Raw genomic sequence first — 13,068 nt, 5'->3', positions numbered from 1 at the left:
GCTGGGATCGATGCTCCTTGACCGGGAAGCCCTCCTGAAGGCGCTTGAAATCCTGCGCCCTGAGGACTTTTACTACGAGGCGCACCGGATCATTTTCGAGAGCATGGCCGAGCTCTTTGATGAGGACAAAGTCTGCGATTTGGTGACCCTGGCTGAGAAGCTCAGGCAGAAGGGGAAGCTCGAAAGCGTTGGCGGCATGGAGTACCTGGCCCAGCTGGTCAACGTTGTTCCAACGGCGGCGAACGTCGAGTACTACGCCCATATCGTGGAGGAGAAGTCCCTTATTCGATCGCTCATTCAGTTGTGCACGCGCATCATCCGGGAGAGTTACGAAGCCAGACTCGAAGCAAGCGAACTCCTCGATCAGGCCCAAAATCTCATTCTCCAGCTTTCCCAGAAGCGAATTCGTTCTGACTTTGTTCCTCTCAAAGAGGTGGTCAACGAGGCATTTGACCGCATTACTGAGCTTTACCATCGCGACGAGCACGTCACGGGCGTTCCTTCAGGATTCGTCGACCTTGATGTCCTCACCGCAGGTTTCCAGCCCTCTGATTTCATCGTCGTAGCTGCTCGTCCGGGCATGGGGAAGACGAGCTTCTGTCTGAATGTTGCCCAGTACGTCGGTGTGGAGAAGAAAATCCCCGTGGCCATTTTCAGCCTTGAGATGTCAAAGGACCAGATCGCCCAGCGTATGCTCTGCAGCGAGGCTCGCATTGACGCAGGGAGAGTGCGGAAGGGGTTCCTTACAGAAAGGGACTGGCCTCAACTGGCTCACGCGGCGGGGAGGCTTGCCGAGGCCCCGATTTTCATCGACGATACCCCGAGCATATCGGTGCTCGAGCTCCGGGCGAAGGCCCGCCGTCTCAAGGCCGAGAAGAACCTCGGTCTTGTTATTATCGACTATCTCCAGCTCATGAAGGGTTACGGCCGTTCCGAGAACCGTCAGCAGGAGATTTCCGAGATTTCCCGTTCTCTGAAGGCCATGGCGAGGGAGCTCAATATCCCCGTTATCGCCGTTTCCCAGCTGAGTCGTGCTGTGGAGCAGCGCAGTCCAAAACGACCCCAGCTTTCCGACCTGAGGGAAAGCGGTGCCATTGAACAGGATGCGGACCTCGTCATTCTCATCTATCGGGAGGATTACTACAACCCGAATACGTCGAAAAAGAACATTGCCGAAGTCATCGTGGCCAAGCAGCGGAACGGTCCTGTGGGGACGGTTGAACTCCTCTTCCAGAAAGATTTCGCCCGCTTCGAGAATCTTGCCCGTCGGGTACCGGAACCATCGCTGTGAGGAAGGGAAGTGAATCCATGAGCCGGCTCATCATTTACCGGAGGCCTGTGCTTCAGGATCCTGTTCTCATTGTGGGTTTCACTGGCTGGATGGATGGTGGAAGCGTCTCTACCGGGACGGTGATGTACCTCAGGGACAAACTGCAGGCGGAGATCCTGGCTCAGATTGAGCCGTACGATTTTTACATTTTCAACCTCCCTGGGAGTATGGAAGAGGTAGCTCAGTTCCGTCCCTATACCCTTATCCGTGAGGGCTTAGTGCGGGAATTCCGCTATCCCCAGAACCACTTTTTCTGTGCCGACGGGAAAAACGTCGTGCTTTTCTTCGGTAAGGAACCGAACATCCGGTGGCGGGAGTACGTTGACGACGTGTTTCTGTTCCTCAAGGAGTTCGGAGTCCGGCGGGTGGTTTTCGTGGGGAGCGTCAGCGGCCTCACCCCTCATACCCGGGAACCCCGGGTCTACTGTTCCGTCTCCGATGAGGCCCTGAAGGAGAAGCTCCTTCCTTACGGAGTCCGCTTCAGCAACTACGAAGGTCCAGCGAGCATCACGACGCTCATGACGGTCACGGCAAGGACGAAAGGCGTGGAGATGGTGAACATCGTCGTGGAAATCCCCATGTATGTTCAGGCCACGAATCCAAAAGGCATCCGGGCAGCGCTCCGCGTGCTTCTGCCCTTTGCCGGGCTTTCTCTTCCCCTTGACGACCTTGATGCCCTCTGCGACGAATTCGAGAAAAACATCGATAAGCTCGTCGCCGACCGTCCCGAACTTGCTGACCAAATTCGAAAGCTCGAGGAGAATTACGACCAGGAAATTCTTGGGGACGAAGAGAGCTTTCGGGAATGGCTCAGAAGACACGGAATCGACAAGCTGTAAAACCTCGTTGACAGAAACGGTTCCTTGTGTTAATAAAACCAAAAAGTTTCTGGAGGCAGACAATGTTAGGCCGAAAGAGCGTCAACGCCCTCAATCACCTTGAGATTGGCCAGTGCGATGTTGTGGCCCTTGCGGAACAGTTCGGTACTCCTCTTTACGTTTTCGATGAGGAGGAAATCGTGGGGGCGATGAGGGAATACCGGGAGGCCTTTGCCCAGCATTACCCAAGTTTCCACGTGGCCTACGCGGGCAAGGCTTTCCTCTGTGGGGCAATGTGTCGTCTTGTGGCGCAGGAAGGTCTCTGGCTTGATGTTGTCTCAGGGGGAGAATACTTCGTTGCCCGGGGAAGCGGTTTTCCCTGGAACCGTCTGATTTTCCACGGGAACAACAAAACCGATGAGGAGCGTGCCCTGGCGCTTCGTGAGGGTGTCGGGCGATGGGTTGTGGACGGCTTTGAGGAGCTTGAGTGCCTTCTGGAAGAGAGCAAACAGTACGTTCATGGCAAACTCCCTGTTCTCCTTCGCGTTACCCCTGGCGTTGACCCTCACACCCACGCGTACATCACCACAGGAAGGGTTGAGAGTAAATTCGGTTTCCCCCTTGTTGAGGGGATAGCCGAAAAGGCCTTCCTCCTTGCGGCATCTTCTCCCTATCTTGACGTTCGAGGGGTGCACTGTCACATCGGATCCCAAATACGGACGCTTGACCCTTTCTTGAAGGCTGTGGACATCCTTTTAGAGTTCATGGATGCCCTCCGCAGAAACCACGGTCTTCTGCTTGAAGAGCTCGATCTCGGCGGAGGGCTGGGTGTCCCGTACCTTGATGGGGAGAAGGGGGATTTCCCCTCAATCCGTTCCTACGTTGAAGCACTTACCGGGAAGGTACGGGAGAAATGCCTTTCCCTTTCTTACCCTCTCCCGGTGCTCTTCGTTGAACCCGGGCGGTCCATCGTCAACACTGCGGGGAGTACAGTATACCGGGTGGGTTTCGTCAAGGAAATTCCCGGGGTCAAGAAATACGTTGCCGTGAATGGTGGTATGACCGACAACCCCCGTCCGGTGCTCTACGGAGCCCGGTACCAGGCGCTTTTAGGGAACCGGGTTGAGGGAGGGGAAAAGGAAACGGTGGCCATCGTGGGGAAGTGCTGTGAGTCAGGAGATGTGCTCATCCCGGAGATTGAACTCCCAAGGGTGAAGAGGGGAGACATTCTGGTCGTTGAAGGGACCGGTGCCTACAACTATTCCATGGCCTCAAACTACAACCTTATTCCCCGTCCCGGCGTGGTGTTCGTTCGAAATGGCACGGCGCGTCTTGTGGTGCGGCCGGAGAGCCTGAGCGATCTTTTGCGGAAGGACGTGATTCCTGAGGAGGGAGCAGGGTGATTCGTGTCTGTGTGGTGGGTGCTGCGGGGAAAATGGGGAGAGAAATCGTGCGGACTCTGGCTCGGGAGAAGGATTTTGTCCTTGTGGGGGCCTGTGATGTGCAGGAAGTGGGGCAGGACGCGGGTGTGCTTTCAGGCGTAGGGCCTCTGGGCATCCCCATACAGGATGACCTTGAACGCGTCCTTGAGGAGAGTGCTCCTCAGGTTGTTTGTGACTTCACCCATGCCGAGGCTTTGCGGAAGAACTTCCCGGTCTTTGTGAAATACCGTATGGCCATGGTCATCGGCACAACAGGCCTTACCCAGGACGAAATTCAGAATATACGCCAGGTTGTGGAGAGAGAACGGCTTGGGTGCGTGATAGCCCCGAATTTCGCCATCGGAGCGGTGCTCATGATGTACTTTGCCCGGGTTGCTGCGCCTTTCTTCCAGGCGGTGGAGGTTATTGAGTACCATCATCCCCAAAAGAAGGATGCTCCTTCGGGTACAGCCCTCAAAACCATTGAAGGGATGGATTCCGGGCATTTCATGACCCCTGAGGGTCAGGAACTCGTTGCGGGAGCCCGGGGTGGAATGTATCGGGGGGTACGGGTCCACAGTGTTCGCCTTCCGGGCTTTGTGGCCCATCAGGAGGTGATTTTCGGCGGAGAAGGGCAGGTTTTGACCATTCGCCATGACTCACTCAGCCGTTCCTCCTTCATGCCTGGGGTACTGCTGGCGCTCCGGAAGGTCTGTGAGGCCCCGCAATTCTACTACGGTCTTGAAGGCATTCTGGGGCTCGAATAGGGGGGAGACGATGCGCTTTGTGAAGATGCACGGTCTGGGCAACGATTTCCTCCTCTGCACTCCAGAGATGCTTGGTGGTATCGTCCTTTCTCCCGATGTGGTCCGAAAGCTCTGTGACCGCCATTTCGGCGTTGGGGCCGATGGGGTCATTGAGGTTTTGCCCTCAGAGGTTGCAGATGTGCGCATGCGCATCTTCAACGCTGACGGAAGCGAGGCAGAGATGTGTGGCAACGGCATCCGGTGTCTGGCAAAGTTTGCCTTTGAACGGGGAATGGTGACAAAGGAAACCTTTCGGGTGGAGACGAAGGCGGGTATCGTCGTTCCCAGGGTCATCGCCGAGGGGGATCGGGTTGTAAGGGTGGTTGTGGACATGGGGGAACCTCGCTTTCGTCCTCAGGAGATTCCTGTGGGTGTTCCGGAAGAGTCCGCACTGCATGTGGCCGTCACGGTCGATGGTCGGGAATTCATGCTCAGTGCAGTCTCTGTGGGAAATCCTCACGCAGTGATTTTTGAGCTTCCGGAAAACTGGGAACACTTTGGACCGCTCATTGAGCACCACCCGCTCTTCCCTCAACGGACGAACGTGGAGTTTGTGGAGGTCCTCAGCCCGGAAGAGGTGAGGGTAAAGGTGTGGGAACGGGGAGTGGGAGCAACTCTGGCGTGCGGTACCGGGGCCTGCGCAGTAGTGGCGGTAGGCGTTGCCCGGGGTGTGCTCGAACGGAGAGTCCTCGTGCATCTCCCTGGTGGGACACTCACCGTGGTATGGAAAGAGGATGGCCATCTCTACCTTGAAGGACCGGCCGAGGAGGTCTTTGAAGCTCGTCTTCTTAAGGAGGCGGTGGACGCGTGGATGTTGCCCAGCGCATAAAGAATCTCCCTCCCTATCTCTTTGCGGAAATCGAGAAGAAAATTGCCCGGGCAAGGGAAGAGGGGAAAGATATCATTGACCTTGGCATCGGGGATCCGGATTTGCCAACCCCGGGTTTCCTCGTGGAACGGATGTGTCAGGAAGTGCGGAACCCCGAGAATCACCGGTATCCCTCGTATCGGGGGCTCTATGCCTTTCGGGAGGCGGTAGCCTCCTGGTACAAGAGGCGCTTTGGGGTTCTCCTTGACCCGGACCGGGAAGTCGTGGCGCTCATCGGCTCGAAAGAGGGCATTGCCCACTTTCCCTGGTGTGTGGTAGACCCCGGTGACCTTGTTCTGGCCAGTGACCCAGGGTACCCCGTGTACAAAATTGGTACCTTGCTCGCCGGAGGCGTTCCTCTCCCGCTGCCCCTTCTTCCCAGTAACCACTTTCTTCCTGACTTTTCGGCCTTTCCCGAGAGCCTTCTGGAGCGGGTGAAGCTCGTCTTTTTGAACTATCCCAACAACCCCACTTCGAGCACGGCTCCTCATGAATTCTTCCAGGAAGTTGTCCGCCTTGCCCATCGGTTTGGCTTCATCATTGCCCATGATCTGGCGTACTCGGAGATTAGCTTTGATGGGTACAGGGCTCCTTCGATTCTCGAGGTTGAAGGAGCAAAGGAAGTGGCCATTGAGTTCCACTCTCTCTCCAAAATGTGCAACATGACCGGATGGAGAATCGGCTTTGCCGTAGGCAATGCCAGACTCATCGAGGCCCTGGGGCGGGTGAAAACCAATATTGATTCAGGGATTTTCAACGCCATTCAGTGGGTAGGTGTGGAAGCCTTGGCAAGAGTCGAGGAAGCCCTGGAGGGCATTATCCCCGTGTATACGGAGCGGCGAAATCTTGTGGTGGAAACCCTGCGGGCCCTCGGGTTTGACCTTCCCTATCCCAGGGCAACCTTCTATGTCTGGATTCCCGTGCCTTCAGGGTTCACTTCGCTGGGCTTTGCGGAGTTTCTCCTTGATCGGGCGCAGGTAGTAGTGACGCCGGGTGTGGGATTTGGGAAGTACGGCGAAGGGTTTGTACGTGTTTCCCTTACAACGCCCTCTTTGAGGCTCAAGGAGGCAATGGAGCGAATAGTCCACGCTCTGGGTGGGTGAGATTCATGCGCATCGTTGTCCAGAAGTTTGGAGGAACATCGGTTCACACACGGGAACTCCGGGAGAAAGCGGCAATGAAGGTGAAGGAGGCTCATGAGGAGGGCTTTGCTCCCGTTGTGGTCGTGTCGGCCATGGGAAGGAAAGGGGCTCCATATGCCACCGACACCCTGATTGCCCTGGCTCAGGAGGAGTTCCCGGAAATTGATGCCCGGAATCTCGATCTTCTCCTCTCCTGCGGGGAGATCATCTCCTCGGTCATCATGGTCCAGGCTCTTCGTCGGGTGGGCCTTCGGGCCGTTGCTCTCACCGGAGGACAGGCGGGGATCATCACCAATAGGTCCTTCGGCGATGCCACCGTCATTCGGGTTGAACCGGAGCGGATTACAAAGTACCTCAAGGATGGGTATGTGGCTGTCGTGGCGGGTTTTCAGGGAGTCACAGAGGACGGGGAAATCACCACCCTCGGCCGGGGGGGGAGTGACACCACGGCTGTGGTTTTGGGAGTTGCCCTCCAGGCGGATTACGTCGACATTTTCACCGATGTTGAAGGAGTGATGACCGCCGATCCCCGGATCGTTCCCGAGGCCCAGATCCTTAAGGGGCTCACGTATACGGAGGCCGCGGAGATCGTCCAGCAGGGGGCAAAGGTCATCCACCACAAGGCTATGGATGTTGCTCGGGAATATCGGATTCCCATCCGGGTGCGCAGTCTGAGTGACGAGGGGAAGGGGACACTGATCTGCGACATCCAGACACTTGTGCGGGAGGGCCTGCGGGTGCTCTCTCATGAAAGGCCCGTGTACAGTATTGCTTATCGAAGAGGACTGGCACAGTTCCGGGTGGGCTTTGGAGGTCATCCGGAGCTCAAGCTCCGACTCTTTCAGGCGCTTGCCGAACACGGGGTGAGCATCGACCTCATCAACCTCTTCCCCGAGAGCACGGCTTTTGTCGTGGACGAGAGGGTGAAGGAGAAAGTGCAGACAATCCTCTCCCGGGAAGGGTTCCTCTTTGAAATGACCTCACCCTGTGCCAAGGTTTCTCTTGTGGGTTCTGGAATGGCCGACCGCCCTGGAGTGATGTCCCAGGTGGTGGAGGCCCTGAGGGATGCTGGAATCGAAATCCTCCAGACCAGCGACTCCCATGTGACCATTTCCTGTCTTGTGGCTGAAAAGGACATGGAGCAGGCCATAAGGGCGCTCCATCGGAAATTTCAGCTTGACGAGCTCTGCTAAAAGGGGGGAAAGCATGGAGGGATACTTTGGTCGCCTAATCACGGCGGTGGTGACGCCTTTTGATGAGCGGGGGGAAATCAACGAGCCAGTTTTTCGCCGGCTTTTGAGATTCCTGGTGGAGAACGGCTCCGACGGTGTGGTGGTTGCGGGCACAACCGGAGAAGCCCCGGTGCTTTCGGAAGAAGAAAAGTTGCGGCTTTTCGATCTTGCTCTGGAGGAAATCGGAGGAGTGGCGAAGGTCATCGCAGGGACGTGCACGTACAACACCCGGGAGTCGATACGCCTTTCCCGGGAAGCCGAAAAGCTCGGCGTCCATGGGATTCTTGCCGTTGCTCCCTATTACAATCGTCCACCCCAGGAGGGTCTGTACCGACATTTCCGGGCCATTGCTGAGGCGGTGAGTCTCCCCGTTATGCTCTACAATATCCCCTCCCGTACGGGCGTGAACATCGAGCCGGAAACGGTTGCCCGTCTTGCGGAAATTGGCAACATCGTGGCACTGAAAGAGGCTTCAGGAAGCCCGGACCAGCTTTCGCGCCTTGCCATGCTTCTTCCCCAGGGGTTTTCGCTGTACAGTGGAGACGATAACATGACCCTTGTGGTTCTTGCCCTGGGGGGCGTGGGAGTGGTGAGCGTGGCTTCCCACCTTGTGGGGCAGGACATCAAGCAGATGATTCTGGCCTTTGAGGAGGGAAAGGTAGAAGAGGCGAGGGCCATCCATCTTCGCCTCTATCCCCTTTTCCGGGCGCTTTTCCTCTCCACGAACCCCATTCCCGTGAAGCGAGCCCTGAATCTTCTGGGGTTTGAGGTTGGAGAGGCTCGACCGCCACTCTGTTCTCTAGAAAAGGAGAAGGAAGAGAAGCTTCTTGGGGTTCTGCGCGAGCTGGGTCTTGTTGCATCACGCGTCTGAGGTTTTTTCTTCTACTGGGAGAGATACAGAGGACAAGAAGGAAAGGCGATGAATGGGAGGCGGTCACGGGAGAGGTGCAGCGAGGGGGAGAGGGTGGAAGTCCCCTCCTCGTCCCGGGATGTTGCGAGAGCCCATGAGCCGAGCCCGAAGCACGGGGCAAACACCCCAAGTAGGGTGTTCCGGAATTTCCCGTTACCAGAATGAGTGGAGCAGGGTGGCACCGTGCGGCACGTGTCGCACCCCTGCAGAAGGCCTCGTCGTCCGGCGGGGTCTTTTTCTTTCAGAAGGGAGTGGAGAAGATGGTGCGGGTTGGGATTCTCGGAGGTACAGGATACACCGGTCTTGAGCTTCTCCGAATTCTTGCCGGTCATCCTGAGGTGGAGATTTCCTGGGTTCACAGTGAGCGTTTTTCAGGAATGTCCCTTGAAGGGTACTGCCCGGCGTGGCGGAAACGGGTTACCCTTGTGATTTCGGGTCAGGAGGTTCTCGATCGTGCCCGGGAAGTCGACGTGGTCTTCACGGCCCTTCCTCATGGGGTGGCCATGGAGTACATTCCGGGGCTCCTTGAGGTCACTCGGGTTATCGATTTAAGTGCGGATTTCCGGTTCCGGTGTAGAGAAACCTACGAGCAGTGGTACGGCATTCCCCATAAAGCTCCCCATCTTCTCGGGGAGGCCGTATACGGTCTCCCTGAAATTTACCGGGAACGCATTCGCACGGCACGTCTTGTTGCGAATCCGGGGTGTTATCCTACTTCGGTCATCATTCCTCTTTTTCCTTTGCTCCGGGAAGGACTCATTGTGCCTCCGATTGTCGTGGACAGTAAATCCGGCGTCTCCGGGGCCGGAAAGAAGGCCAGTGAAGATCTGCACTTCTGTGAGGTTGACGAGAACCTCCGGGCCTACAGCATCGGGACGCACCGGCATGGTCCCGAGATCGCGGAACAGCTCTCAGCCCTTGGAGGGAAAGAAAGCGAGGTGTACTTCGTCCCTCACCTCCTCCCCGTGAAGAGGGGGATTCTGAGCACGATGTACATCACCCTGGCGAAGGAAGTGTCCGAGGAGGACCTTTTGATCCTCTGGGAGCAGGCTTTTTCGGAGGAGCCCTGGGTGAGGGTCTTCCCCCGGGGTCGTTTCCCTGAACTAAAGTGGGTGGTGGGCTCAAACTTCATCGACCTGGGTCTAAAAAAAGTTGGAGCGCGAAATGTCGTCGTCGTTTCGGCCATTGACAACCTCACCAAGGGGGCTTCGGGTCAGGCGGTGCAGAATCTCAACGTTATGTTCGGCATCGACGAGCGAGTGGGTCTTCCTGGGGGAGTCCTCTACCCATGAGGAGGTTTGAGGAAATGCAGGAGCGTTTTTCCATCCTTGAGGAAGGACTGGATGCTGTTCTGGGGTTTTCGTCTTTTGGCATTCACTGCGGTATCAAGAAAGAGAAAAATGACCTTGCGGTGATCCTTTCGGAGACCCCTGCTGTTGCGGCGGGGATGTTCACGAAAAACGAGGTGAAGGCGGCACCGGTTCTCGTCACGAAGCGACACCTGGAAAGGAGGGGTTACCTCCAGCTTGTGGTTGTGAATAGCGGTGTGGCCAATGCGTGCACCGGCAAAAAAGGGGAGGAGGACGCCGAGTGGGTGGCAGAAAAGGCAGCCCAGTACTTCGGTATCCCAAGCGTTGATCTTGTTGCCGTAGCCTCCACCGGGGTCATCGGAGAGTTCCTCCCCCTCGAGAGAATCGACGAGGGATTGCGGCGCCTTGCGGCGATTCTCCCGGAGAAAAAATCGAGTCGGGAAACTGCCAAGGCCATCATGACTACCGACACCTTTCCCAAAGAACGGGCTGTCGCGTTCTCCACCGGTGGACGGACGGTTCACCTTGCGGGCATTGCGAAGGGGGCCGGGATGATTCGGCCAAACCTTGCGACCATGCTGGCTTTTCTCATCACGGACGCTGCACTTTCCCGTGAGGATCTTGAGAGATTGCTCCATGAAGCGGTGGACAGGAGTTTCCATCGGGTGACTGTGGACGGGGACACGAGCACCAATGACATGGTCTTGCTTTTGGCCAACGGGAAAAGTGGGGTGTTCCTTGAGGGCTCTTCAGGCCTTTCCCTCTTTCGTGAGGCGCTCTTTTTCGTGTGTGAAGAGCTTGCCAGGGACCTTGCCCGGGATGGGGAAGGGGCGACCAAGTTCGTGACGGTCAGCGTGTGGGGAGCTCGGAGCGAAGAAGAGGCGAAGCGCTGTGCCTTCACCATCGCAGAATCGCCCCTTGTAAAAACCGCACTTTTTGGTGAGGATCCAAACTGGGGACGCATCATGGCCGCCCTGGGGCGGAGCGGTGTCCCTCTGGACCTTTCGCGAATTCACGTTTTCCTCAACGGTGTCCCCTGTGTGCGCTGGGGCATGCGGGCAGAAGAGGCGTCACGGGAGGAACTCAGAAGAGTCATGGGCCGGAAAGAGATCACCATTGATGTTCATCTGGGACTCGGAGACGCCTCCTTTAGTGTTTGGACCTGTGACCTTTCCCTCGATTACGTGCGTATCAATAGCCGCTATAGCTAAGGCAAGGAGGAGTTCCCATGAGGTTCGTGGTGAAGGTCAGCGGAAAACTCCTGACGCCGAATGAAGAGACGCTCCCTCAGGCGGTGCGGGAGCTCCTTGCAGAAGGTGCTCAGGTGGTGGTGGTCCATGGAGGAGGGCCACAGCTTTCAGAAGTCCTGCAGAGGATGGGAAAAGTACCACAGTTTGTCGATGGACTTCGGGTCACCCCGAAAGAAGAGATGGACGTCATTGAGATGGTTTTAAGCGGCCTCCTCAACAAGATGCTGGTCGGCGCCTTTTTGCGCTCTGGCATTCCAGCCTGTGGGATCAGTGGACGGGATGCCTTTTTCTTAAGAGGCGAGCGGTATGTGGTGGAGAAAAACGGTCGGGCAATCGACCTTGGGCAGGTGGGAGATGTTGCACAGGTCGACCCGCGCATCCTCCATGCCCTCTGGGCGCACGGGTTTGTCCCCGTCGTTTCCCCAGTCTGTGGGGATTCAGAGTGGCAGGCACTGAACGTCAACGCCGACTGGGTTGCCGCTCACATTGCTCGTTCACTGCAGGCAGAGTACCTGGTGTTCTTCTCCGACGTTCCCGGGGTACTACAGGATCCCGAGAATCGGGATTCCCTGATTGCAACCCTGACCCCGGCAGAGATGGAACGCCTCATTGCGGAGGGGAGGATACGCGGGGGGATGGTTCCTAAGCTCCAGGCCCTGCTGCGCATCCTCAGGGGGTGCGTTCGTGAGGTGTTCATTAGCGAAGGAAGTGAGGTTGTGCGCCTTCCTGAGCTCTGCAGGGGAGGAAGGCTTTCCGGCACAAGGATTGTCCTGGAGGGATCCTGAAGATGGTGACATCACTTGAAGTTATCGAGAAGGAAGCACGGTATTTCCTGGGGACATACCAGAGGATGCCAGTGGTTTTCACCGGAGGAAGGGGGTCCTATCTTTTCGACCCTGAGGGACATGCGTACCTTGACCTTGTTGGGGGCATTTCGGTCAACCTCCTGGGATACGATTACCGACCTCTCAAGGAAGCCATTCACGACGAAGTAGAACGGGTGATCCATACCTCCAACCTTTACTACAACGTTCCCCAGGTGGAGCTTGCTGAACGCCTTGTCCGGTACTCTGGTTTTGCAAGGGTTTTCTTCGTCAACAGCGGTGCCGAGGCGAACGAGGTGGCCCTCAAGATGGCCCGTTTCTACGGAAAGAGAAAGCACGGCAACCGGTACGCCTATATCGCCTTTCGCCGGTCCTTCCACGGGAGGACGCTGCTTACCCTGGGCCTGACCGGACAGGAGAAGTTCCACCAGGACCTTGATCCCTTCCCGCCGGGGATTTCTTTTGCGGATCTCAACGACATCGAGAGCGTCCGGCGACTCCTCAAAGAAGAAGTCTGCGCTATCATCGTTGAACCGGTCCAGGGGGAAGGGGGGGTATACCCCTGCAGTCCGCAGTTTCTTGCTGCCCTCCGGAGTATCTGCGATGAACAGGATGTGCTCCTCATTTTCGATGAGGTACAATGTGGTCTTGGAAGGCTGGGGTCTCTGTTTGCCTTTCAGCACTTTGGGGTGATTCCGGACATCGTGACCCTGGCTAAAGGGTTGGGAGGAGGTCTCCCCATTGGGGCAGTCCTCGTGAACGAGAAGGTGGTTGCCATTACCAGGAAAGGAGACCACGGGAGCACTTTTGGGGGGAATCCCGTTGCTGCCCGGAGTGCCTGCGTTGTGGTGGACACCATTGCCAGTGAGGCTTTTCTTGAGTCCGTGCGGCAAAAGGGCGCGCTTTTTGGACAGGAGCTGGAATCCCTTCGTCGTGACTTCCCGGAAATGGTTCGGGAAGTCCGGGGAATGGGCCTCATGTGGGGGCTTGAAGTCCCGGGGAAGGCGAAGGAGGTGGCGCACCGCATGTTCGAACGGAAGGTCCTTGTGAACGCGTGCAACGAGGACACGCTCCGCTTTTTGCCTCCGCTTGTCATCGGCGAGGAGGAAATTCGCCACGGTGTAGGTGTCCTGCGAGAGGTTCTTGGAGGTCTTTGA

12 protein-coding genes are annotated in these 13,068 nt (G+C 56.9%); all 12 read left to right on the top strand.

Going from position 1 to position 13,068, the window contains the following annotated elements:
- Positions 1–10 precede the first annotated feature (10 nt).
- The 12 genes from dnaB (at position 11) to ACP6EK_RS08550 (ending at position 13,068) form a co-directional block, all read left to right on the top strand.
- Positions 11–1,291 (top strand): replicative DNA helicase, encoded by a 1,281-nt coding sequence (gene dnaB / locus ACP6EK_RS08605; RefSeq protein ID WP_438315363.1) that lies wholly within the window; start codon positions 11–13, stop codon positions 1,289–1,291.
- 17 nt (positions 1,292–1,308) lie between these two features.
- Positions 1,309–2,169, top strand: a complete 861-nt coding sequence (locus ACP6EK_RS08600; RefSeq protein WP_438315360.1) for a PAC2 family protein — start codon at positions 1,309–1,311, stop codon at positions 2,167–2,169.
- Between the two features lie 62 nt (positions 2,170–2,231).
- Positions 2,232–3,551 carry a diaminopimelate decarboxylase gene (gene lysA / locus ACP6EK_RS08595; protein WP_438315357.1) on the top strand — a complete coding sequence of 440 codons (1,320 nt, stop codon included), beginning with the start codon at positions 2,232–2,234 and terminating at the stop codon, positions 3,549–3,551.
- A gap of 32 nt (positions 3,552–3,583) precedes the next feature.
- A complete protein-coding gene (dapB, locus tag ACP6EK_RS08590) occupies positions 3,584–4,336 on the top strand; it encodes a 4-hydroxy-tetrahydrodipicolinate reductase (protein ID WP_438318965.1) in 753 nt (250 codons plus the stop codon).
- A 10-nt stretch (positions 4,337–4,346) separates the two neighbouring features.
- Complete coding sequence (gene dapF, locus ACP6EK_RS08585) at positions 4,347–5,204, top strand: diaminopimelate epimerase (protein WP_438315354.1); 858 nt, start codon at positions 4,347–4,349, stop codon at positions 5,202–5,204.
- Positions 5,183–6,346, top strand: a complete 1,164-nt coding sequence (locus tag ACP6EK_RS08580) for an LL-diaminopimelate aminotransferase (protein ID WP_438315351.1) — start codon at positions 5,183–5,185, stop codon at positions 6,344–6,346. Before dapF ends, ACP6EK_RS08580 begins: the two co-directional genes overlap by 22 nt.
- Positions 6,347–6,351: 5 nt before the next feature.
- The gene (gene dapG, locus ACP6EK_RS08575; protein WP_438315348.1) at positions 6,352–7,578 is read left to right on the top strand and encodes an aspartate kinase; all 1,227 of its coding nucleotides are present in this window, start codon (positions 6,352–6,354) and stop codon (positions 7,576–7,578) included.
- Between the two features lie 13 nt (positions 7,579–7,591).
- Complete coding sequence (dapA, locus tag ACP6EK_RS08570) at positions 7,592–8,488, top strand: 4-hydroxy-tetrahydrodipicolinate synthase (RefSeq protein ID WP_438315345.1); 897 nt, start codon at positions 7,592–7,594, stop codon at positions 8,486–8,488.
- A gap of 299 nt (positions 8,489–8,787) precedes the next feature.
- Positions 8,788–9,819 carry an N-acetyl-gamma-glutamyl-phosphate reductase gene (gene argC / locus ACP6EK_RS08565; RefSeq protein WP_438315343.1) on the top strand — a complete coding sequence of 344 codons (1,032 nt, stop codon included), beginning with the start codon at positions 8,788–8,790 and terminating at the stop codon, positions 9,817–9,819.
- Entirely contained in the window at positions 9,816–11,048 is a 1,233-nt protein-coding gene (gene argJ / locus ACP6EK_RS08560) for a bifunctional glutamate N-acetyltransferase/amino-acid acetyltransferase ArgJ (protein WP_438315340.1), read from the top strand. The genes argC and argJ overlap by 4 nt, the downstream gene beginning before the upstream one ends.
- Positions 11,049–11,065: 17 nt before the next feature.
- The gene (argB, locus tag ACP6EK_RS08555; protein ID WP_438315338.1) at positions 11,066–11,872 is read left to right on the top strand and encodes an acetylglutamate kinase; all 807 of its coding nucleotides are present in this window, start codon (positions 11,066–11,068) and stop codon (positions 11,870–11,872) included.
- Between the two features lie 2 nt (positions 11,873–11,874).
- Positions 11,875–13,068 (top strand): aspartate aminotransferase family protein, encoded by a 1,194-nt coding sequence (locus ACP6EK_RS08550; protein ID WP_438315335.1) that lies wholly within the window; start codon positions 11,875–11,877, stop codon positions 13,066–13,068.

This window comes from Candidatus Caldatribacterium sp. SIUC1 (genome assembly GCF_051549785.1).
GTDB lineage: Bacteria > Atribacterota > Atribacteria > Atribacterales > Caldatribacteriaceae > Caldatribacterium.
This window is presented reverse-complemented; position numbering and strand designations above follow the sequence as displayed.